The sequence below is a fragment of the Pectobacterium versatile genome (assembly GCF_003932035.1).
In the GTDB taxonomy this organism is placed as follows: Bacteria; Pseudomonadota; Gammaproteobacteria; order Enterobacterales; family Enterobacteriaceae; genus Pectobacterium; species Pectobacterium versatile.
Genome location: NZ_CP034276.1, coordinates 71,737 through 97,149 on the forward strand (window position 1 = coordinate 71,737; position 25,413 = coordinate 97,149).

Genomic DNA, 25,413 nt, shown 5'->3' on the forward strand with positions numbered 1-25,413 from the left:
AGGGTGTACCGCTCGTGACCAAAGGTGCGTTTTGCCGCCATAAATAGGCGCCATGCGTTACCTGAACATCATCGTTAACGCCGTGCTAAATGCTTTCCCCCGAAATTTTTTGCTATTTTTCTGCCCGATTTTGTTTTTCACGTGACCTACCTGATGTGTCTTTTTTTTCAATATTTCAGGGGAATGACAATGGCGATAAATAATCATAATGGCGGGCGCATCGCGCATAAACCCGCCTTGACGGTGGCGCGGGCAGTGCATCTGGCACTGTCTGGCGTGTTGATATTGAGTGCTGGAGCGGCCAGCCCGGCGTTTGCGGCGGAAACTGCCGCTGCGACTACGGCACCGACAATAGCGTTTTCCATTCCGGCGGGGTCGCTAGGGACCACGTTGCAGGCCATCGCCAGCCGCGCCAATGTCATTCTCACGTTTTCTCCCGATCAAACACAGAATAAAACTAGCGGGAGCGTGCAGGGAACCTACACCGTTCAGGCCGCTTTTGCGGCCGCGCTGGCCGGGACGGGACTGAGTGCGGTACAGACCGCCACGGGCTATCGGCTGGAGTCCGCGCTTGCCGCTGAGGGAAGCGACGGCAGCCTGATGATCCCGACGCTCTCGGTGGTTGGTGGCACATCGGACAGCGCCGCTGCTGGACGTTCCGTGCTGCATCAGGCCGATGTTGACCGCGTGCAGGCTGATAATATTGCCAGCCTGCTCGATAAGCTCCCCGGCGTGTCGATGGCGGGTTCTCCCCGACCGGGTGGGCAGAGCCTGAATATCTGGGGTATGGGCGATATGGAAGACGTCAAAGTCGTGCTGGACGGCGCGCCAAAAGGCTTTGAGAAATACCGCCAGGGCTCGGTATTTATTGAGCCTGAGCTGATTAAGCGGATCGATGTCGATAAAGGGCCGCATGATATTCGCAGCGGTAACGGTGGCTTCGGCGGCACCATTCACGTTGATACCAAAGACGCCAGCGATCTGCTGCTGCCGGGAGAAAATTTCGGTGGGATGGTCAAATACAGTTATCACACCAACGATCGGCAAAATATCTACAGCGGCGCGCTGTATGGCCGCACGGAAGAGGGGATGGCTGACGGCCTGCTCTATATGAGCAAGCGTGATGGCGACAACATCGAACGTCCTGATGGTACGCGCTTTGTCTACTCCACCAGCGATATGGCGTCTTACCTGATGAAGACCAACATCTACCTGACGGATGCTCAGACGCTGACGCTCTCCGCGATGCGCTCCGAATCTGACGGCTGGCAGCCGTTTGCCGCTAAGCGCGACGATATGGCGGCACCGACACAGGCGGAAATCACTCGCTACGGTTGGGAAGAAGCCTGGCGGCGTAAGCTGGTCTACCGCGATCAGGTCGATAAAAACTACTCGCTGAAATGGAATATTGCACCGGAGGATCAGCCGTGGCTGAATCTGACGGCGTCATTTGCCACCTCGAAAACCGAACAGCATGACCGACGCCCTGATTCAGCTTCGCAGAGTAGCTATCTGGGCACGCTGGGGAATGAAAGCTGGGTAAGCTATAAAGATCAGCTCGCGGAAGTCAGTAATGAAAGCCAGTTTACGACGGGGCCATTCGACCACAAGCTGCTGGTCGGTATGCGCTGGCATCAGCATAAGCGTGACACGCTGATTTACTATCCGTCCGGCAAGAACAGCGCCGAGTATAACTATGGCTATTTCCAGCCTTACTACATGCCGGCTGGTGAGCAGGAAACGCGTAGTTTGTATGTGCAGGACGCTGTGACGCTGGGCAGCGTGACGATCACGCCGGGCGTGCGCTATGACCATGTGACGAATACGGGGAAACCTAATGCTGCGCCACGTTATAACAGCAGCATTCCGGCCGCGGGACATGACTACAGCAGCGTGACCTATACAGGCTGGTCACCGCGTATTGGTGCGTTATGGAAAGTGACGGATAATCTGTCTCTGTTTGCCGATGCCAGCCGAACCTGGCGCGCACCTGTCGTTGATGAACAGTATGAAGTGCAATCTGCGGCATCCAGCGTGCCGGGAACCAGCCGTAATCTGGAAGTGGAAAGCATTAAAGCATTTCGTCTGGGCGCGATTCTGGACTTCAATAACCTGATGCTGGAAGAAGACAGCCTGCAAATTCGTACCACGCTGTTCCGTAACCGCGGTAAAAACGAAATTTTCTACCGTCGCGGTATCCTGTGTGAAGCGCAGACGCAGAGTGGCACGTCATCATCTTGCGGGCAACCGCTCTCTAACTACCGCAATATGCCGGGCTATACCATTGAAGGGGTCGAGATTGAATCCTTCTACGACAGCCGCTGGCTGTTTGGCAGCCTGTCCTTCTCTTCCATTCGCGGCGAGCGCGATGCATCACCGCGTAACCCGTGGGGCAATAAAACCTGGATTGCTGAAATCCCACCGACGACAGCACACGCCACGCTGGGCACCAAGATCCCACGGTTGGATATGGCGGTAGGCTGGACGGCGGACTTTGTACGCAAGCAGGATCGTTCACCTGCTGATGGCGATCCACAGGCCGATATCTGGGCGTTACCGAAGAGCAAGGGATACGTGCTGCATGGTTTGTTCGCCAGCTGGCAGCCGCAGACGATAAAAGGATTTGAGGCGCGTGTGACGGTCGATAACCTGCTGAATACCGATTATTACCCGTATCTGGGAGAATCCGTATCCGGCGTAGGACGTAACGTAAAAATCAGCGTGTTACAGCGTTTCTGATAGCGGTGCTCGGGGCGGATATTCTTGCCGCCCCGTTAGCGAGGGAATGTTGCATGGGCGTAATGCAAATTCAGCAAATTTGAATAATTTTCGTTTAGGAACTTGACAGTCAGAGGGAAAAAACATAAATAAGAACGATTATCATTCTTATTGTTTAAATAGCGCTCTGGGGTAAAGTTCGATGGTGAGGAAAGCGACGGCCAGCGTTAATGACTTTGCCCAACAGCTCTATTTCGATCATCACCGCTGGCTGTGTAACTGGCTGCGCCATAAACTGGACTGCGCCCAGCATGCGGAAGATCTTGCTCAAGATACGTTCCTTAGCGTGCTGATGAACCCGGAACTGCTCACGATTCGCCAGCCGCGCCCGTTTCTGGCTACCGTGGCCCGCCGTTTGGTCGCCAATCATTATCGTCGTAAAAAGATTGAAGATGCCTATCTGGATGTCTTGAGCACACAGCCGGATGCCTGTATGCCATCTCCAGAAACGCGTCTGCTTACCCTCGAAATTCTTGAACAGCTTGATGCCGCATTGGATGGCCTGCCAGCACCGGTCAGAGAAGCGTTTCTGCTGGCGCACCTCCACGGCATGCGCTACAGCGATATCGCCGAACGCTTGCGGGTTTCCAGCAGTTCAGTGAAACAGTATCTGCAACGCGCCAACCTCCAGTGTTTCTTTGCGCTGCCGCTATGAACGATCGCACTTTTTATCGTGACAGACAGGGTCAGCCGATCCAGCCAGACAGCGCGCGTGAAGCGGTGGCATGGCTGACGCAGCTGATGTCCGACAGCGTCACGGAACAGGATCGCCGCGAGTGGCAGCGTTGGCGAGAAGCCTCGCCGGATAACGAACAGGCGTGGCAGCATATCGAATCCGTATGTGCCAATCTGGGTCAGCTTAACGCACGGGCAGCACATCAAAGTCTGTCGACGCTTAACGGTATGCAGCGCCGCAGCGTACTCAAAGCGCTGGCGATACTCTGCCTGACCGGAGGCGCTGGCGTGGCAGGATCGCGCACCGACCTGTGGCAGTCGTTGACGGCGGATTACCAGACGCAGGTAGGCGAACAGCACCATGCGGTATTGGACGATGGCACGACGCTGCTGCTGAATACGCAGACAGCGCTGAATGTGGCCTACGGTGACGATCTACGCCAGCTCACGCTGATTCGTGGTGAAGTTATGATCGAAACCGGTCAGGCGGAGAAGGCTGCGTTGTATCCGCGTCCTTTCATTGTGACGACGGCACAGGGAAAAGTGCAGGCGCTGGGTACGCGCTTCAGCCTGCGAGTGCAGGATGAACACACGCAGGTGGCGGTGTATGACGGTGCGGTAAGGCTTCATCCGCACCAGAATAGTCAGGATGTACAGGTGGTAAAAAGCGGACAGACGGCGACGTTCACCACGCAGCGCTGCGGCCAGATAGAGACGGCGAAGGCAGAGCCTGCGTGGGTGAAAGGACAGCTGCTGGCGGATAATCAGCGTCTGGTGGATTTTGTTGATGAACTGAGCCGTTATCGCAGCGGCGTCATTCGTTGCCAGCCGGAGGTGGAAAGCCTGCGGTTTTCCGGTGTATTCCCGCTGTCTGATACTGATAATATTTTAGCGGCGCTGGTGGAGGCGCTTCCTGTACAGGTACGTTATTTCTCTCGCTACTGGGTTCAGATTGCCGCGCGATAAAATATCCTGCTAAAACGTAATAACATTACTTTTTATGCTGTTTTCACTTTTTTTCTGCCCGATCCCCGTAGCTGAACGACCTACTATTATCTCGGTTGATTGTTTTATACCTAACGATGTGATGAAGAACACATGATGATCTCCTCGGAACCCCATTCATTGGGCGTGCAGCCCCTGCCTCCACGGCGAGGGGCTGTAGGCTAATGGCTGCACAGACGCTGAAATACAATACGGTTCAGCCCGCAACGACGGTTCGTTGGGGGAGCGGCTGGCTGCTGGCATTGGCACTACACGCAGGGTTGATTGTCTGGGTTAGCTACCATGCGCTTGATTCCTCCATTGAAGCGCCGCCGCCCGCCATGATGTTAATGGTGGCGGATAGCGTGCAATCGACGCCTAGTCCTCAGGATGCGCCTGTCGGCCCGCAGCAGACGCTGTCCACACCGCAAGAAGCCGCGGCTCAACCGGAAAAAATGACGCAGGACGTGCCGTTGCTTGCGCCCGCGCCGAATCCAGTGATGGCGGCAGCGCAAAAGGAAAAGCCGCAGCCGCAGAAAAAAGTGCAGAAAAAAATGGAAAAACCGGTGCAGGAGACGACGCCACAGGAAGAAGTGGCGCCATCGGAAAAACCGCCCGCCCCCGTCACCAGCGCGCCGCTGCCGGGCAGCAGCCAGCAAGTCGCTGCGCCATATAACAGCGATGCTGCGCAGATGCGCAAAGGGGTTGCGGACTGGAGCAGCCAGCTGCTGGCGCACCTGAGCCGCTATAAACGTTATCCGGCGCAGGCGGTGCGGCAGCGATTGCAGGGTGTCGCCCAGATTCGCGTGACGTTGGATCGGGCGGGGAGTGTGCTGGCCGTCTCGTTAGCCAGCAGCAGCGGTGTGGTGCCGCTGGATAAGGAGTCTGTCGCTTTGCCGCAGCGTGCTCAGCCACTTCCGGCTCCACCAGCAGAGGTGATTGGGGATAACGCGCAGCTCACCATCACTATCCCCATTAGCTTCGATTTACGGGAAGTGCGCCGCTAGCGGGTATCCACTAACGCGGCGTGTGCGCATCATAGCCCGCATAAAAAAACCGAATCGCGTAAGGGTTGCCTTGTTCAGTAAAGAACTCTGCGACTCGCTCCCGCTCCAGCCCGTAGCGGCGTGACAACAATCCTGCCTCGAAGGCCGCCTGCTGGCGGTCGCCTTTGGTTTCCGCCAGATTGTGAGCATAGCCACAGATATAGCCGCGCCGATAGCCGTAGCAGTAGGGATTAATGTCGTTGGTGGATTTTGGATTGGCGGATCTCAACCCCGCGAGGACGGCCCGCTCAAAATGGTTTCCCATGATAATGCTCCGTAAATGATCGATATATAGTAAATAATATAACGCTTATTTATCACTCACCAGATCTGTTGAAAAATATTCCTGAATCCGTCGTGTGCGGTCTTTTTCTGAGCAAGATGTATATACTATTGCCCTGCTCGCCGAACGGGCTATTGATCTGCGCCTGATGGGCACTCTGGGAATAGGTAGTGTACGGAATGGTTAATAAGGAATAACAGCATGACGCACCCGCAAGACGCTTCTCTGGCGATTGGTATCGATCTGGGCACGACGAACAGCCTGATTAGCGTTTGGCAAAATGGCGAGGCCCGCCTGATACCGAATGCGCTGAATGACAATTTCACTCCCTCGGCCGTCAGTATTGATGAAGACGGCAGTATTCTGGTCGGCAAACCTGCAATTTCCCGTTTGACGACGCACCCGCAGGTGTCGGCGTCGCTCTTTAAGCGCTACATGGGGAGCAAGAAAACCTTCCGGCTCGGGGATAAAACGTTCTCTTCCGCCGAACTGTCGGCCATGGTGTTGAAATCACTCAAAGCTGATGCGGAAAGTTACCTTGGGCACCCTATCAAGGACGTGGTGATCTCCGTGCCAGCCTATTTCAGCGATGAACAGCGTAAGCAGACGCGTTTTGCAGCGGAACTGGCAGAGTTGAATGCGGTTCGCTTAATCAATGAACCCACCGCAGCCTCGATGGCTTATGGCTTACACACGCAGGAACTGGGGCGTACGCTGGTCTTCGATTTAGGCGGCGGCACTTTCGACGTCAGCGTGTTGGAATATGCGTTTCCGCTGATCGAAGTACACAGCTCGGCGGGCGACAACTATCTGGGTGGAGAAGATTTCACGCAGGCGATGGTGAAAACCTGTCTGAAAGCGTGGAAACTTGAGGATTCGGCGATTCCCGCAACGGATCTGGCACGTCTTTACAGCCATGCAGAAGCGCTGAAATGTCAGCCCGGCTTTCCTTCTCAATCGAATGAACTGGTATGGCACTGGCGCGAGGAAGAGTGGCGCATTGTGCTGGATAATGAAGAGATTGAAGCGGCTTGGCTGCCGTTGATGAACCGCATTCGCGCGCCGATAGAACAGGCGCTGCACGATGCCCGCCTGAAACCGGAGCAGCTAGACCACGTAGTGCTGGTTGGCGGGGCATCAAAGATGTCGATTATCCAGAAGCTGGTGGTCAGGCTGTTCGGCAAATTACCTTATCAGCATCTGGATGCGGATACCGTTGTCGCCAAGGGCGCGGCAGTGCAGGCTGCCTGTCGACTACGCGAGCAGGATATCGAAGAAGTGATCCTGACTGACGTTTGCCCGTATACCCTCGGGATTAAGACCGCCAACGATAAGCAAAATGGCCTGTTTTCCCCGATATTGGAACGCAATACCGTGGTGCCGACCTCGCGGGTCGAGACGTTTTCCACGGGTTCCTCCGGGCAGGACAACATCTGCATCGCGATCTATCAGGGGGAAAGCCCTTACGTCGATAACAACGTGTTTATCGATGAATTCACCATGCCGATAAAAGCGAAATCTTATAAGCAATCCATTGAGGTCCGTTTCAGCTATGACATCAATGGGCTGCTGGAAGTGGATGTTAATCTGCCGGACAGCGGCGATAACTTCACGAAAGTGATCGATCGCAGCCCGACGGGGCTAAGTGCTGAGCAACAGCAGAAAAGTCACCAGAAACTGCAAGCGCTGAAGATTCACCCCAGAGACAATCTCATGAACCGCAACCTGCTGGCGCGGCTGGAAAAGGCTTGGGCGCAAACGCGTCTGGAAGAGCGGGAGCAGATCGGCTTCTGGCTACGAGATTTTGAACAGGCGCTGGCAGGGCAATACGCGCCAGCGATTGACGAAACGCGGCAGCGTATTGAGCGGTATCTGGATGAGGTATCCCGCTAAATATACCCTCCATCTTTCAAGCTGCAGGTGTGTTGGCTTCCCTTACTCACCCCAGTCACTTACTTGAGTAAGCTCCTGGGGATGAAATGAGAGACATCCTGTCTCTCACCGGAGGCCAGCCTTTGGCTGGTCAAATTCGTTCCCGACGAATTTGTCCTGCGGTTGCCGCCTGCCTGCAACTCGAAATCTATTGGGTATATGCATGCGTGTACTTGCGGTGCCGCCTGATTCACTGCGTCAGGTAGGCATGGTGTCCGTTTCGGTTTTCTTGCCAGTTGGCGGCGGCCCGAATTGGTTCCAGCGATTAAGGCTCGGCGTCAGCAAGGGGAGCAGCAGAAATAGCGGTATAAGTAGGGTGAGGAAACTCATCACCCACGGCATATTGGAACCGATATCGTTATAGCGTCGACGCGTCGCACTCAGCAGATTGAGCACGATGAGCACCATCAGCAGCCCTTCAATAGACGCCGGTGGCGATCCGATCCAGTCGCTCGCGCGATAGAGAAAATAGCTTCCCAGCCCGGCCTGCATCAGAAAACCGAGACGGCCGATGCGAGCGTTCGTGCGCCAAAGTTGCCACCAATAGCTCTTTTTAGCCTGTGATGCCTGGAACTGACGTTCGCGCCGATCGGCACATTGCAGCAGCACTTTCGACACCAATCTCAGTGCGACGTCTTCGTGCGGATAGGACAGATGCTCGGTTAGAAATTCCTGATCGCTGTTATCGAATAAGGACGTGTCATCCTTCGCACTGCTCTGAATCAGCTTGCCGATGAGCGTGACCCGTTTGTCGTCGGAGAGCTGTTTTAGCTGTTTCTCCAGTTCATCCGACCCTTCGGTAAAGGCGGTGCGGATCGCCTCTTCCTGCTCCGTTTCCACAGGAATAGCGGCTAACTGCTCAAGGTGTTGCTCGGCCTGTCCTTCCTCTCCCACAAGGGCATAAAACGCGTGGAAAAAGATCTGGTAGATAATAGGTGATTTCGCCAGCTCCGCCTGCCAATGCTCATCAGTAAGATAAAAATGGCTTGCAGCGGATTCGCTGTAAGTTTCCCTGCTGCCGAGATATTCCTCAATAGAAGCGGGGAAGTTCATCCAGCAGTGATAGTGCAGCGGATCGGTGAGTTCCAGCTGTTTTTTCAACGGTGTCACCGCATCACCATTGTGGCATTCCGCTTTGCGGAAGAGCCGAGAGAGCGAATGCGCAGGGTGGGTTAAGGCCAGTTCGGGCAGCACCGATTGACGCGGTAAACCCAAACAAGATGCTGGATCGGTCATCATTAATGCGATCAGCATAGCCTGTCTCAGTTCCGCTTTGGCGCTACGTTCTTGCGGTTTATCTTCCCCTTGCGGTGCCAGAGAGACATCGCACGCGTAGCGTGCGGACAGCTCGACCAGACAATCATTGATCGGGTCGATTTCTTCCGTATGTATGCCGCTGCTATACAGCTTGTTAAGCTGATTCAGCGACAGCGGACGCCATTGTCGCAGCCAGGTTTGCGCTTGTAGCCAGGCGGACGATTTCTGGTTAGTGAACACGTTGGGCAGCGCATCTTCTGACGGCGAATACAGCCATTCCGTGAAGGCGTGAATCGCGCCGGAGGTGTCCAGCCAGGATAAGCGTTGTGCCGCCTGAAACTGCAATCCCTGTAAGATCAACGCATACAGCGGTTCCTCGGGCAACGGCTGCGCCAGAATGTCCTGCAACAGGTGTTCATTACCCACGGTTAACATGCTGGCGTGCCAATACAGGCGATCCTGAATTGCGTCCCCGCTGTGTAGTAGCAGGTGTCGGTAGATGTCCTTCAGCTCCTGTTTACCCAACTTCCATCTGGCGTAGCTTGCTGGCATGGGCGACAGCGGCAGTTTCAGCGCTTCTCCCCAGCGTATCAGCATTTGGGTGTTGTGCTGAGAAATGAAGAAACGCTGTCGTGGATCGTCCAGCGCTAACCCTGTCAGATCTGGCGCTGGCGTAGAGTTGAACGACTGAATCAGTAAGGGAAGGGCATCTGGCTGGTGCTGTTTACACCAGTCGATCAGCCATTGTTCCGCCTGCGCGTGGTGGGTTTGTTGATAAAGCGTTAGCCACAGCGTGAAGGCCTGCTCGTTCTCTCCGGTAAGCGAGCAGAGGCTGGCGCTGAGTTCCAGCCATTCCGCGTCGTTCGGGGCCACGTCCAACTGTTGCAGACAGTAATCACGCAGCATGGCGTTGGGCACACCGGCGTGGCTGTGCCAGCGCGCGAGCTTTTGCATCAGCACTGGGCTGTCAGGCCAATAAATCGCGGTCGGGGTGCGCAGCAACGTGCCCAACATCAATGCGGGTCGATTCCAGTACGTCTCATTCGCCTGCTGGAAGTAGAAGATGGTTTCCAACTGTGCGGGCAGGTTTAGGTGCGATAGCAGGGAAAAATCAAACAGATCCTCATAGCCGAGCGAGTCGAGGAAGTGGCGGACATCTTCCACCCCGTCGCCGGACAGCTCTCCCTGCCGCTGTTGCCAGCGCAGGCGTTCGGCCAACACGCGGACACAGAGGATTGAGATGCAAGACTCGCGCATCAGTCGCTGAAGCAGCGGCCAGCGAATACGATCGATTACATCGAAAGCCTGCTGATTCAGCAACTGAATGTAGCGCTCCCAATACAGTGGAACGAAGCGCTCTTCTGGATTGTTTAACAGCAGCTCAAATGTGTTAACCAGCGCTTCTATCTGGGGATCGGCCTGCTCGGCAGAGTCATTCTCGGTTGCCGATGAGGCGTCGTGTGGTTCGGTAGCGCTCTGTTCTTCATCACTCGACGGTACGGGATTTTTCGCCAGCTTGCAGGCGGTATCGTAAGCTTCGCGCAGCTGTTTAAAGCCCTCGGGGTCGGTTTCCGGGTGAAACTGCGGCACTTTTTGACGATAAGCTTGGCGGATAACATCCAGATCCTGCGTCGGTTCAATGCCTAGTCGCTGCCAGCACAGTGTGTCCATTATATTTCCGCTTCTGGTAAGGACTCGGGCTTATCCATTTCTATCGGATCAACATCCCAGTCGAGGTCATGAATCGGGCAGTCTGGGTGGGTATAGAGCGTGCCGATCTGGTCAATGTAGTCAGGAATCTGGCTACAGTTGCTGAAAATGTAGCGCTGGCATTCTGTATCTTCCTCATCCGAGCCGAGCCAGTAGGTGCGGCCGATCAGGAACGCAGCGTAATAATTTTCCCAACTGCGGTAATAGTAACGCGCCCTGTCGGCCAGCCGGGTGTGAATCCACAGGTTCTCTTTTTCGCTAATCCAGCCGTTGAGTAATCCGATGCGGCTCAGGAAACTCATGCGACCCAGATCCCAGGCGCGGATCCCGCCTTCACCGCATAACGCAGCCGTTTCGCTCACCAGCGCGAGTGCACCTTGCGCTTCTTCAGATTGATTGGCGCAGTGCTGCTGCCATTCGGATGCCGTCAGGTGGTGCCAAAGATGATAGTAATACGCCAGACGCTCGGCGTGGCCGCCGTCTGTCATATCGTTAATCATTGAGATCAGCCCTTCGCGGGACGTAATACCCCAACTGTTGCTCAGGCTGATGGTTTCACCGGGCTCATAAAAGGTCGGATCGCAGAAGCGGGCGTCGTACTTGATATTGAGTGCGACCATCGGGGCGGAAAGCGCCATCAGCCAGCGCTGATATTCAGGTTCCATCAGAATAACGTCCAATTCCATCATGGTTAGCGTGCGATCGTACTTTATGTGTCTGAATATCGGTAGCTTTCAATCGAATGAAAAACGGCCATGTTTCACAATTTACTGATTTAAGACGATAAAAATAGCTGGTTTGCGGGGCGGTTCGCAGGGTGAAGCGTTGTTTCCGTATTGAGGGGATATTTTCCGCCGCAGACGGTTATACTGTCGGTTAATCGACGTTATTTATGAAAACTTCACCGGAAAGCAAGCATGCTAAGTTACCGCCACAGTTTCCATGCCGGCAATCACGCCGACGTGCTGAAACACACCGTTCAGAGCCTGATCATCACTGCCCTGAAAGAGAAAGAAAAACCTTTCCTGTATCTCGATACCCATGCGGGTGCTGGCCGCTATCAGCTCAGCGGCGAACACGCCGAGCGCACGGGGGAGTATCTGGATGGCATCGCGAAAATCTGGCAGCGTGACGACATTCCGGCTGAACTCGAACCTTACATGCAGGCCGTGCACACCTATAACCACAATGGGCGGCTGCGCTATTACCCCGGTTCCCCGCTGATTGCCCGCCAGCTGCTGCGTGAACAGGACAAGCTCCACCTGACCGAACTTCACCCCAGCGATTTCCCGCTGCTGCGCAATGAATTCCAGAAAGATTCGCGCACCAAAGTGCTGCGTGACGATGGCTACCAGCAGTTGAAATCACAGCTGCCGCCGCTTTCCCGTCGGGGATTTGTGCTGATCGATCCACCTTATGAGCTGAAAACGGACTATCAGGCCGTGGTGAAAGGCATTCAGGAAGGGCATAAACGCTTTGGCACTGGCGTATTTGCGCTGTGGTATCCGGTGGTGCTACGTCAGCACATCAAACGCATGCTGAAAGAGCTGGAAGCCACGGGCATTCGCAACATTCTGCAAATTGAACTGGCAGTGCGGCCGGACAGCGATCGCTACGGTATGACGGCGTCTGGCATGATTGTGATTAACCCGCCGTGGAAGCTGGCATCTCAGATGAAGAGTGTGCTGCCGTGGTTGCATAGCGTGCTGGTACCGGAAGGCACCGGACATACGCTGGTGGAGCAAATCGTACCAGAGTAATACACGCGATTGCGGTGGGCGACGCGGTCGGTTTTTCCTATCGCAACCATAGGTATAACCTTTATTCGGCGTATGGCTCTGGCGTTACACTCTAGGCAAATTTTATTCACTTAAGCATGGATACACTGATGACCAAACACTATGACTACCTTGCTATTGGCGGCGGCAGCGGCGGTATCGCGTCTATCAACCGCGCGGCGATGTATGGACAAAAATGTGCGTTGATCGAAGCAAAATATCTGGGCGGCACCTGCGTCAACGTCGGCTGTGTGCCGAAGAAAGTGATGTGGCATGCGGCGCAGATTGCCGAAGCGATCCATCAGTACGGGCCGGATTACGGGTTCGATACCACGGTAAACCAGTTTAACTGGGGCACGCTGGTTAAGAATCGTAGCGCCTACATCGATCGTATTCACCAGTCGTACGACAACGTGCTGGGTAAGAATAAGGTCGACGTTATCCACGGTTTTGCCCGCTTTGTCGATGCGCACACGGTGGAAGTGAACGGCGAGAAAATTACGGCTGACCATATCCTGATTGCGACGGGCGGTCGTCCGGTTCGCCCTGACATTCCCGGTGCGGAATACGGCATTGATTCCGACGGTTTCTTTGAGCTGGATGCGCTGCCGAAGCGCACCGCGATTGTCGGTGCAGGCTATATCGCGGTGGAGATTGCCGGGGTACTGAACGGGCTGGGCTCTGAAACTCACCTGTTTGTACGCAAACACGCGCCGCTGCGCAGCTTTGATCCGCTGATTGTCGATACGCTGGTGGAAGTCATGAACACCGAAGGGCCGACGTTGCATACCGAGTCGATCCCGACAGCGATTGTGAAGAATGCCGATGGCAGCCTGACGCTGGAGCTGGAAAACGGTCACTCACAAACCGTCGATTGCCTGATTTGGGCGATTGGCCGTGAACCGGCGACGGATAACCTGAACCTGAGCGTCACTGGTGTGGAACTGAACGACAAGGGCTACATCAACGTCGATAAATTCCAGAACACCAACGTTTCTGGCATTTACGCGGTGGGCGATAACACCGGTGCCGTCGAGCTAACGCCGGTCGCCGTCGCGGCGGGGCGTCGTTTGTCCGAACGTCTGTTTAATAACAAGCCGGACGAGCATCTGGATTACAGCAATATCCCGACCGTCGTCTTCAGCCACCCGCCGATTGGCACGGTCGGGCTGACCGAGCCGCAGGCGCGTGAACAGTACGGCGATGATCAGGTGAAAGTGTACAAATCCGCCTTCACCGCGATGTACACCGCCGTCACGCAGCACCGCCAGCCGTGCCGCATGAAACTGGTCTGCGTGGGCAAAGAAGAAAAAATCGTTGGCATCCACGGCATCGGTTTTGGTATGGATGAAATGCTGCAAGGCTTCGCGGTCGCCGTCAAAATGGGCGCAACCAAGAAAGACTTCGACAACACCGTCGCCATTCACCCGACTGCGTCAGAAGAGTTTGTGACGATGCGGTAATGGTCTAGAAAACCCACCTACGCACGTTCGTACTGTAGAAAAACTGAGAGGCCAGAGCATCGTTCTCTGGCCTTTATTTATTGACTCATCGATCCACTGCCTTTTCTAAAACGTTGATGCCCCAAAATCACTTAAAGCTATTCCTAATTACATCTTGCTAACTCATTACTTGCCCGAATTTTTGTAATGAATCAATATGCCATTAGTTGGTTAACCACTCGATTATTTTATCAATTTATTTGATGACAATTTACACCATTGTTCAAGGTATTGATTATGGAATTACAGACAAGGCTAGTGTTTATCGATACAAACGCTTTTGAAAAGAAAAACTATCAATTTGGACAACACGCTCTTGGTCGTCTTCAAGAACTAATTGAAGATGGGAAAATCCACTTGCTCATTACTGATGTGACAAGGAAAGAGATCGACGCCCATCTCAAACGCAAATCTGAAGAAGCGGCTTCTATGATAAAGAAGATGCAAAAAGATGCGATGTTCCTAAGAAACACCCCCGACCTTGATTGTCATGGCATCTTCACCAAGGTTGAAGGTGATGATATTTATGCAGTTATCAGTGAAAAATTTGATGATTTCGTCGAAAACGGCTACGTGGAAACTATTGATGTAAGTACTGTTAACCCTCAAGTTGTATTTGATGCTTACTTCAACAACCTCCCTCCCTTTAGCAAAGAATCAAAAAAGCACGAGTTTCCTGATGCATTTGTGCTAGAAGCTATTAAACAGGTGAGCTTGGCTAGAGGTCATTCAGCCTACATCGTTAGTGACGATGGAGATATGAAATCATTCTGTGAACAAGAAGATAACTTCATTCATCTTGAAAACGTCGATGACCTAATTGACTTGATTGTTCGAAGCGACAAAGTGTACGAAGAACCAGCCAAGTTTGCTGATGAAATATTTGAACAACTCCTAGAACAAATTAAAGCGGGTGCCCTGCAAGCTCTCGAAGATGGCGAGTTCAACTATGAAAACGCAGATCCTTTCGATGAGATTATCAATTCTATAGAAATCAACTCGGTGAATGTTGAGAAGAAAAACTTACAGAATGTCGATGCCGAGAGAGCTGAGTACGAAGTAGAGTTTGAGGTGGTTGTTACGGCTGATTACCGATTCTCAGATTATTACCGTTCACCTTGGGATCCAGAAGACAAGCAATATGTATTCGTCTTGAGTAATGAGTCAAAAGTAAAACACAAAGAAACATACACTGCCCACTTAACACTTGCCTATACCGATGGATTAAAAGCTAACGCATACATTGAAGAGTTTTACTTCGAAGATACGTATTTCGAGCTGACTGATGATGACTCCGAAGTCATTAGTTTCAAAGAACTAGATATCAACGGTGAGTGACATGAAGCTATATGTAATTGGTAATGGTTTTGATGTTCATCATGGCCTTGACACTAGGTACACATCTTTTGGGCTTTATCTCAAAAACAACTACAGGGAAACATACGAGCTACTGATCGAACATTACGGTTTAAGTGACCTAAATCCAAACTACCCGACATCAATGTCAGACCCTTTATGGTCTGAATTTGAAACGAGTATGTCACTGCTTGATAAAGATTCAGTTTTGGAAGCAAACATGGATGCAATGCCAAACTATTCTTCAGATGACTTTCGAGACAGAGACCGATACACGCTTGAAATTGAGATGGAGCGAATACTTGGGCTTCTAACCACTCAACTGTATAACGCATTCAAAGAGTTCATTTTGGCTGTACAGTTTCCTCAGTTTGATCACCGCCGATCAGTAAACATTGATAGAGACGCTGTTTACCTCACATTCAACTACACAGATACGCTTTCTCAATACTACGCAATCCCCGATGAGAACGTGCTATTCATTCACGGGAAAGCCGATGAACATGTTGATGAGTTAATTCTCGGTCATGGTGTTGATCCTGAAAATTTTAAAGAGAGACCTGCCGAACCACCATCAGGATTGAGTTCTGAAGATTTAGAACGTTGGATGGAATATAAATCTGATCAATATGACTACTCATTCGAGCGTGGCAAGGATGCTATCAATCGGTATTTCTCGGCAACTTTTAAGGGAACAGAGCAGATCATAAAAGACAACGAAGACTTCTTTGCCAAGCTCGGCAATATTGATGAAGTATATGTTCTCGGCCACTCATTAGCTGGCGTAGATTTACCCTACTTCCAGAAGTTGGAGCAATCAGTCAGACCTGATGCTAAATGGGTTGCGACTTTTTATGACCCTGATGATGAGGAAGTGCACTGTGACACTCTAACAGAACTTGGAATAGCCAACGTTGCAGCTGTCAGAATGGAACAGATCTAAGCAAAAAACTGAAATACATTAGGAGACTGTAATTTAAATTGTGTAATTGCTTGTTTTTGATATGTTCACTCCAACAACGGAGACAGGCAAACGATGGACGAAAAGAAACTCAAAGCCCTTGCGACTGAACTGGATAAAGGCCTGAAAACCGAAACCGAAACTGAACTTATTTTATGCTCAGCCTAACGCGGCTACCTCATCCGCTCACTCGCCAGATGATAAACACCGCTGCGCTCACGTTTGCCTACCGCTACCACTGCGATAATCAATACGTCGTCAATAACCTCATAAACCAAACGAAAGCCTGACGCTCGGAGCTTTATTTTGTAGCAGTCCTTCATCCCTCGTAACTTTGCCGAAGGAATATGGGGATTTTCGCAGCATTTCTTTAGTTTTTTGGCGAATTGCTGCTGAATGGTTTTATCGAGCTTGAGCCATTCTTTTAGCGCATCTTCCCTGAATTTGACGCTATAACTCATAGGAAACTATCCAAATCCACGTCGACCAGCGGCTGGTTTTTACGTTCACCGATTAACTTAACCAATTCTTGGTCGTCCAGCGCATCCAGCATTTTTTCGTAGAGATCCGCAGGAATGCAATAAAACGCAGGTTGGTTGCGGTTCAAGATAGCGACAGGCAGGCCATCACCAGCATTGACCGTCGCCATCGGGTTCTTTTTCAGTTCACTGACGCTGGCACTGGTATCGCTTAATATAATATTTGGCATGATAGACCTTTAATGACCGGTTAATAGGTCTTTAAAATAAGCAATCAAAGACCTGTTAACAAGTCTTTTGAGGGTTTTTTATGCCTGCTCCGAATGGCTTCCTGCCAACGAGATGAAGAAAATGCCGCTTTTATCACGACATTCATCTGAAGAGTGATAATGATTATCGTTAGTGTTTTGTTTATGGTAAGTTGCGGTGAATGGGTTTTATCCCGATTAATGACTTTTCCCTTACAAAACATACCGGCTTTCTCACTATGTCTTTAGCTACCCGTACAACGTCTTCCGCCTATCGGCTGTTCAATTTACGTTTAGAGAGCAAGACGCTGCTCTCGCCTTCATTGATTCGCTGTGTGTTCACCGGCCCGGAAGTGCGCCAGATGAAACTGGACGCGCCGGATCAGCGCATCAAACTGCTGCTCGCTAGTGAAAGCGGGGAACTGACCCCTATGGCCGTGAGCGATACCTGGTATCAGGACTATCTGGCGCTGCCGCGCGAGCGTCGTCCGATTTTGCGCACCTATACGCTGCGCTCTGTCTCACGCGAGTTCCAGCAGGCAACGGTTGATTTTGTGCTGCACGGCGATACTGGGCCTGCTTCAAGCTGGGCGAATCACGCGAAGCCGGGCGATGCGCTACAGATTGTTGCCCCCAATGCAGAGGCCGATGGTGACAGCGGCGGTTATGAGTGGGCACCACACGAGGGTGTTGAACAAGTGCTGTTGATTGCGGATGAAACGGCGCTGCCTGCGGCAATGGGGATTCTTGAACAGCTAGCGACTCAGCCTTCTCCACCGTCGGTACAGGCTTTTTTTGAAGTGCCAAAAGTGGCTGACTGCGTGACGCCAGGTGATTTCCCTTTTGCCCAGATTCACTGGCTGCCGCGTGAGGAAACGGGCAGCACAGTATGGGGCGAACGCCTGCTGGCTGCGGTACAACAGGACGTGAAGATTCCTGCCAGCGCTTGTACAAACCGTGATGAAATCGCACAGGAAACGCCGGAAGACGAGCTACTGTGGGAGCGGGCAACGGCGCATCGTCCGTTTTACGCGTGGGTGGCGGGAGAGTCCTCCGCCATCAAACGGCAGCGCCGCTATCTGCTCGACGAGCGCCACCTTGATAAAGAGACAATCAACTTTATGGCTTACTGGTCGCATCGCTAAGAGACAACGTCAGGAGGGACATTCCCTCCTGCGCTTATTTCCCCATAATCTCCGCCAACTGCTGTTCATCCGGCAGCCCGACCACTTGCTGTAGTTCATTCTTATCATTCAGGTAATAGATGGCGGGCGTGACGTTCGCGCCTAATTCATCCATTAACCGCTGATTATGCTGAATGTTATTCCAGATATCGCGTGATGAGTCCTTGGGGAACGGAGGCACCGTTTTGCCGTTCGATAGCTCATACTCATGCCAGGCTTTGGCCGGATCGCTGGCGGCAAGAATCGCGGCGGCATAACGCCCGCTTTCTGGTTTAATGACGCCGACCAGTAGCGTTTGCAGTTGGACTTTTCCTGCTTTCACCCACGGCTGTGCCTGCTGCCAGAACTGTTTGCAGTACGGGCAGAACGGGTCGGCAAAGACGATGATTTTACGCGGCGCGTCCTTCGCCCCTTCGGTGATAAACGGCGCCTGCTGTAATTTCTGCCACATCTCCCGACCGGCAGGCACATACACTTCCTGCTGAATCAGCGCTTCACTCAGGTTGTTGCCGTGTTCATCATACATATAGCCCGAAATAGCATGCTTACCATCCGGCGTTAAGTAGATGGTCACCCCTACGCCCTGATAGCTGCCCAGCCAGCCTTGCACGCCGCCGGGTGCTGTGAAGGGTTTGATGATCGTAATGCCCTGTTTTTCGATACTCTTCACTGCGTCTGGAAGAGCATCTTGCGCCAGTGACGATGCGGAAAGCGTCAATAAGGAGAGTATAAGGAAGCCGCGTTTTATCATGGTGTTGTGCCTGTATCGTGGATCATGCTTGCCGGATAGCCTAGTGGAGAGGTGCCAATAAGGGGAGTTTATTTACGCTTCCTGAATCAGGATCGGATTGTAGCCTGTCGTTATGCGATCTGCCGTGGCGCGGCCGAAGAGAGTGGTTTGGTAGCGGCAGGCTCTGCACAGTGCGTAATTAGGATTGATTTCGCCTGAGTGTGACGTTCCATCTTGCGTCATTCTCGTAGAGAATGGTGCGCTTATGCTGCATTTTCCTGCTGGAGTGATGAATTACCGTGACCTTGACCGAATCGCTGATTGCTTTTACGTTTGCCGCGACGCTGCTGACCCTGACGCCGGGTCTGGATACCGCGCTGATTCTACGCACCGCTACTGTTGAAGGCAGTAAAAAGGCCTTCCATGCCGCGTTTGGTATTAACGTTGGTTGCCTGATTTGGGGCGCGATGGTGGCGTTTGGTCTGGGAACGCTGATTGCTGCATCGGAGCTGGCCTATAACATCCTGAAATGGTGCGGTGCGGCTTATCTCTGTTGGTTGGGTCTGCAAATGATCCTGAAACCCAGAACTGAACTGGTGATGGCCGCGCCACAAGGTGCACCGAAGCAGCAGAACTGGTTTCTCCGTGGCATGCTGGGCAACGTATTAAATCCAAAAATCGGCGTGTTCTACGTTTCATTCCTGCCGCAGTTTATCCCTACCGGACATTCAGTGGTGCTGTGGACTTATCTGCTGGTTCTTATTCATGTCTTTATCGGCACGCTGTGGTCGTCCATGCTGATTGCCGCCACGCGTCCGTTGTCGCGTTTTCTGCGCCGCGGTTCCGTAGTGAAGTGGATGGACCGAACGACAGGCGTTATCTTTTTGGCATTCGCCGCGCGTCTGGTTTTGTCTCGGCGGTAAGTTAGCGCCACTGCACTGATTATCCGCAGTGGTGCGGTGTGAAAACTTGATTATGAATCACTAAATCCGTTCTGCATCGAGAATGCTCATAAGATTCAGGCGGTGTCGATAGCACCGCAGCGTCGTATCAATCGCCTCCGCAGGCATAAAGGAATCCCGATAGGTTGATTCAACGCATTCAGCTTCTTTGATGAAGTCTGCCAGTAGCTTTTTGGTAAGCTTTTCACTCAGTCCGATACGCTGTCCGAACAGAATGAAATCCATACCCAGATACTCTCCGTACGCGGTTTCAAAGCCGGGTGCGAGCGCTTCATCCCCCTCTTCTTGAATCAGCAGCGGTAGTGCCATGAAGCAGGAAGAAAAATAGGTGGGATAGGGGGCGACGGAAACAAAGTCATAAATAGGGGCCAGCATTAATTGGCCTGAGCGCGAATGTATCAGCCCAAAATTACGCAGGTGCATATCGTTGTTACCCAGCATGTAGGCGTAAGCGATGCGGCGGAACAGATCTATTTTGAAGACGATATTGTCATTTACGTGCTCGCTAAGGAATAAAGCCAACCGCTCATAACTGATGTATTGTCTGCCATCTGCACGTATTTTACCGAATTTTTCCCCGATCCCCATCGCGCCGTCCAACTGTTCCTGATGGATAGGGTGGCCCGTTTTTTCGTCGCGGTCGAAGCGCTTAATAACGAAAGCAAACTCAGGTTCGTCATCAGCCTGATCCGGTTTAAAACGAAGCAACCCGTGTGGCGGGACGGCAAATCCCAGGCGTGCCATTAGCGTCATCGTGGCATGTTCGTTTTCTGCCAAATGGGGAAATTCAATCGGAGAGGGTTTAAGAATATACAGCCCTTGATGATCAACGACGATAAATGCCCGATCTTGTAACACCATCTGAATCTTGGGCTGATAGCCAGAAATACTCATGCCTTTCTGTGTTTGTGGCAGGTCGTGCATGAATTGCTGGCGGGTGAAACGTAAGTCTGGAGAGGCGTGTATTGATCCGGCCAGATGCTTCAAACCTTTACGGCTATAACCTGTGGCCATCTCTTCTTCATGCGTCAGCGGTGTCAGCAAAATTCGACATGTTGTCATGCTTCATCCTCTGCAATCAGTTGTACGGCGCCGATCAGATTCTTACCGTTTTGAATGAGGATACCAAACAGGTCTTTCTCATCCAGATGCTGTAGCTGGCTGTACTGGCGCCGGAGCCAGCCTTCGGGGGCTAATGAGGCAAAATAAGGCGGTAATGTCTGGCTGCGAAATGTTCCGGTCTGTATCGGTAGGCTCAAGGATAATGGCGGGCCGATGTAGGACTTTTTATATTCAAACAAATAGCCTTTATCGTCCTGACTTAACTGGCCGATGTGGACACCGTAAAGATAGACCTTTACTTGACGGCGCATAGCTTTATCCCTAACGCGGAACAGACGCTATAAACCGTGGAAAACTTCACCTGAGCGGGATCTTTGAATAAACGTTTTAACGTGGATAGTGATACGCCAGTCTGTAGCTCTAGCGTAGTGAGTTCGATGCCCAGTGCCTTACGCCGCGTATTTAGCTGAGCGCCAAAGGTATCCAGAGAATGAATGTGATCTTCCAGAACGGTTCCTTTACTGGAGGAATCGTTACGTGCGAACTCGTGCCGTAGTTCGTCGATAGCTTCGCGAATGGCGTCGAGTTTTAGTAGTGTTGGCGCAGTGGAGGGCTTGTTCATAAATGAACTCTCTGTTGGAATTTAACCCATTTATGGGCTAATTATAGGCCGTATATTCTCTTGGTGTCCATATTTAACACTTGTAGGTATTATTAAATTAATTTGGCTCATTTATGGTCTATAAGATTTTTGAGCACGTAAGTATTTTTCCCCAGACATCAGAGCCTGCCGAACAGCAGCGCGATGAGCGTCAGAATCTCTTTGCTGAGCGGCTGCCCTTTCTCTTCGGCTAACAGATAGAGCGGGGTGGTGCGCCTTTCCCCTTGCTGCAATGGCAATATTTGTAATTCGCCCCGCGTAATGTGTTCTGCAATCCGCGCTTCTGGCAGCCAGCCGTAACCCACCTGATGCAAAACGGCCTGCGTGGCCGCTTCAAACGTGGTGAATGTCCAGCTTTCTGCGGAGGAAGGCTGCGTTTGTGGCGTTGTTCGCGTCACAATCTCCACGCAGGGGTAGCGAGACAGCGCCTCATGGCTTAGCGGCGTGGGAAGTGAGAAAAGCGGGTGGTGGCAGTGTGCGACAGCGACAAAATCAACGTTCATCAGCCATTGTCCGGCGATGCCGTCTAGCTCGCGCGGCGTGATGACATAAATATCCGCCTCGCGCGCCTTCAATTGTCCCGGTGTTTCATTACGTAGCACTTCGGTTAGGTGGATGCGTGTGGCCGGATGATGTTTTTGAAAGGCACTGAGCAGGTGGAATAGGCGATCTGTGGGGAAGGTGCTGTCGATCACCAGATTGATACTGGTCTGTTCGCCCATTTTCAGCGAGTGGGCGCGGGTTTCCAATGCATGAAATGAACGTATTACAGGTCGTACCTGTGCCAGCAGGCTTTCACCCTCTGGCGTCAGCTCGGCTTTGCGCCCGTGGATGGTGAGTAGCTCGATGCCCAGTCGCTCTTGCAGTAGAGAAAGCTGGTAGCTGACCGAAGACTGGCTACGGTGCAGCGCATTTGCCGCCTGCGTGTAGCCGCCCAAATCAATAACTGCCTGAAGGATTTCCCACTGTTCCAGCGTCGTCTTTGCCAGCATTTTCGATATATCTAAATATTGAATGATTTTCCCTAAAAAATAGCGTTATTCATCGAATTAATAAAGCCCTAGAGTGAATTCACATTCTTAGGGAGAAATACCATGCCGTCATTTAATCAACACGATCTGAGCCATTTTGTGGGGAAACATCTGGTCTATACCTACGATAATGGCTGGAATTACGAACTGTATGTCAAAAACGCCAACACCATCGACTATCGTATTCACAGCGGCATTGTGGGTAACCGTTGGGTGAAGGATCAGCAGGTGTATATCGTGCAGGTCGCCCGCGAGGTTTATAAAATCTCATGGACAGAACCAACAGGCACGGACGTCAGTCTGATCGTTAATATCGCTGATAAACTTTTCCACGGAACCATCTTCTTCCCGCGTTGGATCATCAATAATCCAGAGAAAACGGTGTGTTTCCAGAATGAACACATTGCTGAAATGGAAGCGTATCGCGACGCGGGGCCGGCTTACCCCACCGAAGTCATCGATGAGTTTGCCACTATTACGCTCATTCGCGACTGTGGCGAAAACAACAACGAGGTCATTAACTGCCCTGCCAGCGAACTGCCTGCGGATTTCCCTGCCAACCTGACAAAATAGACAGCAATAGGCGGAACGGATGTCGTACCGCCTGATTAGTTATTGCATGAGCTGGATTAATGCTCTGGCCAGAATGGTTCACCTAGCGTGAGCATCAGTCGGTTGGCCCATGAGAAGAAGGCGGCTGACTGCACCACATCGACAATCTCCAGCGCATCTAACCCCTGTTCTTGCAGCGGCTTCAGGTCGTTGGCGTTGACCTGTGCGGGCGTGGCGGAAAGGCGTGCCGAGAAATCGATAATCGCCTGCCAGCGTGGACTTTGGCCGATGCTCAAATCGCCGCCGGGGACGACGTCCAGCAGTCGCTGCACGTCACTGTCCTGCTTGGAGAGCTGGCTGGCTTTACGTGCATGTACTGAGGCGCAGTAGATGCAACCGTTGACCTTGCTGGTGACGGCGGCAATGAGTTCGCGCTCTTTACGCGGCAGGCCGCCAGCGGTATAGAAAATCCCTTTATCCGTCAGCGTGCGCTGTTCCAGCACCGGAAGGTTGCGGCCTAGCAAACGGAAATAGTCGGAATTGGTGTGGCCGAAGCGCGCCAGAATCGCCTGCTCATCCGCATTAAATGCTGCCAGCGGTTTGGGCGCGATCCACGGTTCCCAATCTAGTTCCGCCTGAGTGAATGCCTGCGGCGCAGACTTACCGCTGTGCGTCTGTGCTTGGGTATGCCACTGGCCTGCAACGGCGGCCTGCGAATGCGGCTGGCTAACGCGATGACCGGCAATCAGGCGATAGCCGCGCAGTAGTCGGCTTTGAAAATTCACAAACGCAATGAGCTGCGACAGCGTCACGATGTCATCTACTGACCAGCCCGCCTGCTCCAGCGCATTGACGTGGGACGCCGAGGCTTGCACGGGCGTTTTCGTCAGGCGTTCGGCATGATCCAGCGCCAGCTGTAGCGCGGGTGTCAGCGAGGGTTCAGGGAAGTCCGCTAGCCGCTCGGCATAAAAATGCTGTAGCTGCTCATCCTGCTGCCAGCCGCTGATTTTTGTCGCAAACCAGAAGCGTAGCGAGAGCGGTAATGTCGCATTGTCTGCGGCGTCGGCGTTAAACAGCGCGTCGTAGCTGCCTTGGGTGTGGCGAGTTGCCGCATCGCGGGTTTTTCTGGCGTCGGCGAGTGCCGAATCCGGGCTGATTTCAGCCAGCGCATCCAGTACGTCATGGGTGTGTAACGTGTTAGCGTGCGTCATGCAATCTCCTGCCCGATTGGGCTTTTCTGTTTGACGGCGGGCTTCCAGCCCAAAGCGGGGGCGACCTGAGTCGCTATCAGTTCAAGCGAGCGAAGGATCAGCGCATGCGGCGGATCGATGGAGTGCACCTGGAATGTCACATCGGTCGCGCGCTCCAGCGAACTGTCTGCCCGCAGTGACGCGATGACATCTTGCGCGGTGCCAACATGGCTATCGAAGGAGGCGATCAGCGCCTCCACTGAGTCGTGAGGGATCGGACGGAACGTGCCGGAACGGGCGGCGGAACGATTAAGTCCTTTCTCTGCCAGACTCAGTGCTAATTGACGATCGTCAGCCACGAAAACGCTACGTGAGCTGAGGATGCGCGGTGCGACACCAGTGGGCAGCGCGGCCAAATAGGCGTCGATCATTGTGTTTTGTAGATCGGCGAGCGTGGCGTCCGGGAAATGTTCCGGGCGCGGCTGGGTACGGGAAAGCATCAGGCCATCGCCTGCTTTACCGGCACGCTCTGCACCTTCGATGGAAAACGTGGCCTGCCAGACGCGCTTATCCAAATGCGGCGCGGCAGGGTAGAGCTGATTACCGTCTTCGCTCAAGGCTTCCCCTCGCCACGCGGCGCGCAGTTTTTCCAGATAGCGCCCGAGGATCTGTCCGCGCTGTGCGCTGTCGTGACCAAATGCGGCGAATGATGACGGTGTACCGCCAGAACCCACGCCGACTTCCAGCCTGCCGTTGCTGAGTAAATCGAGCACGGCGGTGTCTTCCGCTACGCGCAGCGGTTCTTCCATCGGCAGCGTAATCACGCCAGTACCGAGCTGGATGCGTTGGGTGCGTGCGGCGACCAGTGCCAGAAACACCAGCGGTGAAGGCAATCCGCCTTCATCCGCGTGAAAGTGGTGCTGTGCGACCCAGGCGCTGTCGAAGCCTAATTGTTCGGCTTTGACGATCTGTTCCGTCGCCAGCCGATAGCGCTGCTGGGCGGAGACGTCATCCAGTAATCGCGTGAAAAATCCCAGACGTTTTGTTGCCAT

24 protein-coding genes are annotated in these 25,413 nt (G+C 52.9%); 12 read left to right on the forward strand and 12 right to left on the reverse strand.

The window, feature by feature from the left end; translation table 11 throughout:
• Positions 1 to 189: 189 nt before the first annotated feature.
• The 4 genes from EIP93_RS00305 to EIP93_RS00320 all read left to right on the forward strand — a co-directional run bounded on the left by EIP93_RS00305 (position 190) and on the right by EIP93_RS00320 (position 5,444).
• Positions 190 to 2,739, forward strand: coding sequence for a TonB-dependent hemoglobin/transferrin/lactoferrin family receptor (locus EIP93_RS00305; protein WP_125232106.1), 2,550 nt, complete (start codon positions 190 to 192; stop codon positions 2,737 to 2,739).
• Positions 2,740 to 2,920: 181 nt separating this feature from the next.
• Positions 2,921 to 3,433, forward strand: a complete 513-nt coding sequence (locus tag EIP93_RS00310; protein ID WP_010296516.1) for a sigma-70 family RNA polymerase sigma factor — start codon at positions 2,921 to 2,923, stop codon at positions 3,431 to 3,433.
• On the forward strand, positions 3,430 to 4,419 hold the full coding sequence (locus tag EIP93_RS00315) for a FecR domain-containing protein (protein WP_125232107.1): 990 nt from the start codon (positions 3,430 to 3,432) through the stop codon (positions 4,417 to 4,419). The genes EIP93_RS00310 and EIP93_RS00315 overlap by 4 nt, the downstream gene beginning before the upstream one ends.
• Before the next feature lie 203 nt (positions 4,420 to 4,622).
• Complete coding sequence (locus tag EIP93_RS00320) at positions 4,623 to 5,444, forward strand: energy transducer TonB family protein (protein ID WP_103862842.1); 822 nt, start codon at positions 4,623 to 4,625, stop codon at positions 5,442 to 5,444.
• Between the two features lie 10 nt (positions 5,445 to 5,454).
• On the opposite strand, the gene EIP93_RS00325 is transcribed toward EIP93_RS00320, so the two are convergent.
• Positions 5,455 to 5,748 (reverse strand): DUF2623 family protein, encoded by a 294-nt coding sequence (locus EIP93_RS00325; RefSeq protein ID WP_125232108.1) that lies wholly within the window; start codon positions 5,746 to 5,748, stop codon positions 5,455 to 5,457.
• Positions 5,749 to 5,967: 219 nt separating this feature from the next.
• Here EIP93_RS00325 and EIP93_RS00330 point away from each other — a divergent pair, with 219 nt between their 5' ends.
• Positions 5,968 to 7,659: a molecular chaperone HscC gene (locus EIP93_RS00330; protein WP_116586324.1), complete on the forward strand. Its 1,692-nt coding sequence runs from the start codon at positions 5,968 to 5,970 to the stop codon at positions 7,657 to 7,659.
• A gap of 237 nt (positions 7,660 to 7,896) precedes the next feature.
• Here EIP93_RS00330 and EIP93_RS00335 read toward each other — a convergent pair whose 3' ends face one another.
• A complete protein-coding gene (locus EIP93_RS00335) occupies positions 7,897 to 10,626 on the reverse strand; it encodes a J domain-containing protein (RefSeq protein ID WP_116361930.1) in 2,730 nt (909 codons plus the stop codon).
• Complete coding sequence (locus EIP93_RS00340; protein ID WP_103862839.1) at positions 10,626 to 11,354, reverse strand: DUF1266 domain-containing protein; 729 nt, start codon at positions 11,352 to 11,354, stop codon at positions 10,626 to 10,628. The genes EIP93_RS00335 and EIP93_RS00340 overlap by 1 nt, the downstream gene beginning before the upstream one ends.
• A gap of 228 nt (positions 11,355 to 11,582) precedes the next feature.
• On the opposite strand from EIP93_RS00340, the gene EIP93_RS00345 reads away from it, so the two are divergent.
• The 4 genes from EIP93_RS00345 to EIP93_RS00360 all read left to right on the forward strand — a co-directional run bounded on the left by EIP93_RS00345 (position 11,583) and on the right by EIP93_RS00360 (position 16,244).
• Positions 11,583 to 12,425, forward strand: coding sequence for a 23S rRNA (adenine(2030)-N(6))-methyltransferase RlmJ (locus EIP93_RS00345; RefSeq protein ID WP_103160431.1), 843 nt, complete (start codon positions 11,583 to 11,585; stop codon positions 12,423 to 12,425).
• A 128-nt stretch (positions 12,426 to 12,553) separates the two neighbouring features.
• Complete coding sequence (gorA, locus tag EIP93_RS00350) at positions 12,554 to 13,906, forward strand: glutathione-disulfide reductase (RefSeq protein WP_116361929.1); 1,353 nt, start codon at positions 12,554 to 12,556, stop codon at positions 13,904 to 13,906.
• 276 nt (positions 13,907 to 14,182) lie between these two features.
• Positions 14,183 to 15,283 (forward strand): PIN domain-containing protein, encoded by a 1,101-nt coding sequence (locus EIP93_RS00355; protein WP_103943155.1) that lies wholly within the window; start codon positions 14,183 to 14,185, stop codon positions 15,281 to 15,283.
• Position 15,284: 1 nt separating this feature from the next.
• Positions 15,285 to 16,244: a bacteriophage abortive infection AbiH family protein gene (locus EIP93_RS00360; protein WP_103943153.1), complete on the forward strand. Its 960-nt coding sequence runs from the start codon at positions 15,285 to 15,287 to the stop codon at positions 16,242 to 16,244.
• A 191-nt stretch (positions 16,245 to 16,435) separates the two neighbouring features.
• On the opposite strand, the gene EIP93_RS00365 is transcribed toward EIP93_RS00360, so the two are convergent.
• Positions 16,436 to 16,723 carry a type II toxin-antitoxin system RelE family toxin gene (locus tag EIP93_RS00365; protein ID WP_015842269.1) on the reverse strand — a complete coding sequence of 96 codons (288 nt, stop codon included), beginning with the start codon at positions 16,721 to 16,723 and terminating at the stop codon, positions 16,436 to 16,438.
• Positions 16,720 to 16,971 carry a type II toxin-antitoxin system Phd/YefM family antitoxin gene (locus EIP93_RS00370; RefSeq protein WP_010281712.1) on the reverse strand — a complete coding sequence of 84 codons (252 nt, stop codon included), beginning with the start codon at positions 16,969 to 16,971 and terminating at the stop codon, positions 16,720 to 16,722. The genes EIP93_RS00365 and EIP93_RS00370 overlap by 4 nt, the downstream gene beginning before the upstream one ends.
• A gap of 257 nt (positions 16,972 to 17,228) precedes the next feature.
• On the opposite strand from EIP93_RS00370, the gene EIP93_RS00375 reads away from it, so the two are divergent.
• The gene (locus EIP93_RS00375) at positions 17,229 to 18,134 is read left to right on the forward strand and encodes a siderophore-interacting protein (protein ID WP_125232109.1); all 906 of its coding nucleotides are present in this window, start codon (positions 17,229 to 17,231) and stop codon (positions 18,132 to 18,134) included.
• A gap of 34 nt (positions 18,135 to 18,168) precedes the next feature.
• Here EIP93_RS00375 and dsbG read toward each other — a convergent pair whose 3' ends face one another.
• Positions 18,169 to 18,924, reverse strand: a complete 756-nt coding sequence (gene dsbG / locus EIP93_RS00380) for a thiol:disulfide interchange protein DsbG (RefSeq protein WP_125232110.1) — start codon at positions 18,922 to 18,924, stop codon at positions 18,169 to 18,171.
• A 278-nt stretch (positions 18,925 to 19,202) separates the two neighbouring features.
• On the opposite strand from dsbG, the gene EIP93_RS00385 reads away from it, so the two are divergent.
• Positions 19,203 to 19,826, forward strand: coding sequence for a LysE family translocator (locus tag EIP93_RS00385; RefSeq protein ID WP_125232111.1), 624 nt, complete (start codon positions 19,203 to 19,205; stop codon positions 19,824 to 19,826).
• Between the two features lie 60 nt (positions 19,827 to 19,886).
• Here the strand turns inward: EIP93_RS00385 and EIP93_RS00390 are convergent, their stop codons facing one another.
• The 4 genes from EIP93_RS00390 to EIP93_RS00405 all read right to left on the reverse strand — a co-directional run bounded on the left by EIP93_RS00390 (position 19,887) and on the right by EIP93_RS00405 (position 22,580).
• Entirely contained in the window at positions 19,887 to 20,927 is a 1,041-nt protein-coding gene (locus EIP93_RS00390) for a type II toxin-antitoxin system HipA family toxin (protein ID WP_125232112.1), read from the reverse strand.
• Positions 20,924 to 21,238 carry a HipA N-terminal domain-containing protein gene (locus tag EIP93_RS00395; RefSeq protein WP_116237915.1) on the reverse strand — a complete coding sequence of 105 codons (315 nt, stop codon included), beginning with the start codon at positions 21,236 to 21,238 and terminating at the stop codon, positions 20,924 to 20,926. The genes EIP93_RS00390 and EIP93_RS00395 overlap by 4 nt, the downstream gene beginning before the upstream one ends.
• Positions 21,223 to 21,549 (reverse strand): helix-turn-helix domain-containing protein, encoded by a 327-nt coding sequence (locus EIP93_RS00400; RefSeq protein WP_125232113.1) that lies wholly within the window; start codon positions 21,547 to 21,549, stop codon positions 21,223 to 21,225. Before EIP93_RS00400 ends, EIP93_RS00395 begins: the two co-directional genes overlap by 16 nt.
• Before the next feature lie 158 nt (positions 21,550 to 21,707).
• Positions 21,708 to 22,580, reverse strand: a complete 873-nt coding sequence (locus EIP93_RS00405; protein WP_125232114.1) for a LysR family transcriptional regulator — start codon at positions 22,578 to 22,580, stop codon at positions 21,708 to 21,710.
• Between the two features lie 102 nt (positions 22,581 to 22,682).
• Here EIP93_RS00405 and EIP93_RS00410 point away from each other — a divergent pair, with 102 nt between their 5' ends.
• Positions 22,683 to 23,192, forward strand: coding sequence for a phenolic acid decarboxylase (locus EIP93_RS00410; RefSeq protein ID WP_125232115.1), 510 nt, complete (start codon positions 22,683 to 22,685; stop codon positions 23,190 to 23,192).
• Positions 23,193 to 23,248: 56 nt separating this feature from the next.
• Here EIP93_RS00410 and EIP93_RS00415 read toward each other — a convergent pair whose 3' ends face one another.
• Both EIP93_RS00415 and EIP93_RS00420 read right to left on the reverse strand, forming a co-directional pair.
• Entirely contained in the window at positions 23,249 to 24,382 is a 1,134-nt protein-coding gene (locus EIP93_RS00415; protein WP_125232116.1) for an alkylhydroperoxidase domain protein, read from the reverse strand.
• On the reverse strand, positions 24,379 to 25,413 hold the full coding sequence (locus EIP93_RS00420) for a putative FMN-dependent luciferase-like monooxygenase (protein ID WP_103862830.1): 1,035 nt from the start codon (positions 25,411 to 25,413) through the stop codon (positions 24,379 to 24,381). The genes EIP93_RS00415 and EIP93_RS00420 overlap by 4 nt, the downstream gene beginning before the upstream one ends.

Coding starts and splice junctions, on each gene's coding strand:
- EIP93_RS00305 (WP_125232106.1), top strand. CDS start 190: ATGGCGATAAATAATCATAATGGCGGGCGCATCGCGCATAAACCCGCC.
- EIP93_RS00310 (WP_010296516.1), top strand. CDS start 2,921: ATGGTGAGGAAAGCGACGGCCAGCGTTAATGACTTTGCCCAACAGCTC.
- EIP93_RS00315 (WP_125232107.1), top strand. CDS start 3,430: ATGAACGATCGCACTTTTTATCGTGACAGACAGGGTCAGCCGATCCAG.
- EIP93_RS00320 (WP_103862842.1), top strand. CDS start 4,623: ATGGCTGCACAGACGCTGAAATACAATACGGTTCAGCCCGCAACGACG.
- EIP93_RS00325 (WP_125232108.1), bottom strand. CDS start 5,748: ATGGGAAACCATTTTGAGCGGGCCGTCCTCGCGGGGTTGAGATCCGCC.
- EIP93_RS00330 (WP_116586324.1), top strand. CDS start 5,968: ATGACGCACCCGCAAGACGCTTCTCTGGCGATTGGTATCGATCTGGGC.
- EIP93_RS00335 (WP_116361930.1), bottom strand. CDS start 10,626: ATGGACACACTGTGCTGGCAGCGACTAGGCATTGAACCGACGCAGGAT.
- EIP93_RS00340 (WP_103862839.1), bottom strand. CDS start 11,354: ATGATGGAATTGGACGTTATTCTGATGGAACCTGAATATCAGCGCTGG.
- EIP93_RS00345 (WP_103160431.1), top strand. CDS start 11,583: ATGCTAAGTTACCGCCACAGTTTCCATGCCGGCAATCACGCCGACGTG.
- gorA (WP_116361929.1), top strand. CDS start 12,554: ATGACCAAACACTATGACTACCTTGCTATTGGCGGCGGCAGCGGCGGT.
- EIP93_RS00355 (WP_103943155.1), top strand. CDS start 14,183: ATGGAATTACAGACAAGGCTAGTGTTTATCGATACAAACGCTTTTGAA.
- EIP93_RS00360 (WP_103943153.1), top strand. CDS start 15,285: ATGAAGCTATATGTAATTGGTAATGGTTTTGATGTTCATCATGGCCTT.
- EIP93_RS00365 (WP_015842269.1), bottom strand. CDS start 16,723: ATGAGTTATAGCGTCAAATTCAGGGAAGATGCGCTAAAAGAATGGCTC.
- EIP93_RS00370 (WP_010281712.1), bottom strand. CDS start 16,971: ATGCCAAATATTATATTAAGCGATACCAGTGCCAGCGTCAGTGAACTG.
- EIP93_RS00375 (WP_125232109.1), top strand. CDS start 17,229: ATGTCTTTAGCTACCCGTACAACGTCTTCCGCCTATCGGCTGTTCAAT.
- dsbG (WP_125232110.1), bottom strand. CDS start 18,924: ATGATAAAACGCGGCTTCCTTATACTCTCCTTATTGACGCTTTCCGCA.
- EIP93_RS00390 (WP_125232112.1), bottom strand. CDS start 20,927: ATGACAACATGTCGAATTTTGCTGACACCGCTGACGCATGAAGAAGAG.
- EIP93_RS00395 (WP_116237915.1), bottom strand. CDS start 21,238: ATGCGCCGTCAAGTAAAGGTCTATCTTTACGGTGTCCACATCGGCCAG.
- EIP93_RS00400 (WP_125232113.1), bottom strand. CDS start 21,549: ATGAACAAGCCCTCCACTGCGCCAACACTACTAAAACTCGACGCCATT.
- EIP93_RS00405 (WP_125232114.1), bottom strand. CDS start 22,580: ATGCTGGCAAAGACGACGCTGGAACAGTGGGAAATCCTTCAGGCAGTT.
- EIP93_RS00410 (WP_125232115.1), top strand. CDS start 22,683: ATGCCGTCATTTAATCAACACGATCTGAGCCATTTTGTGGGGAAACAT.
- EIP93_RS00415 (WP_125232116.1), bottom strand. CDS start 24,382: ATGACGCACGCTAACACGTTACACACCCATGACGTACTGGATGCGCTG.
- EIP93_RS00420 (WP_103862830.1), bottom strand. CDS start 25,413: ATGGCAACAAAACGTCTGGGATTTTTCACGCGATTACTGGATGACGTC.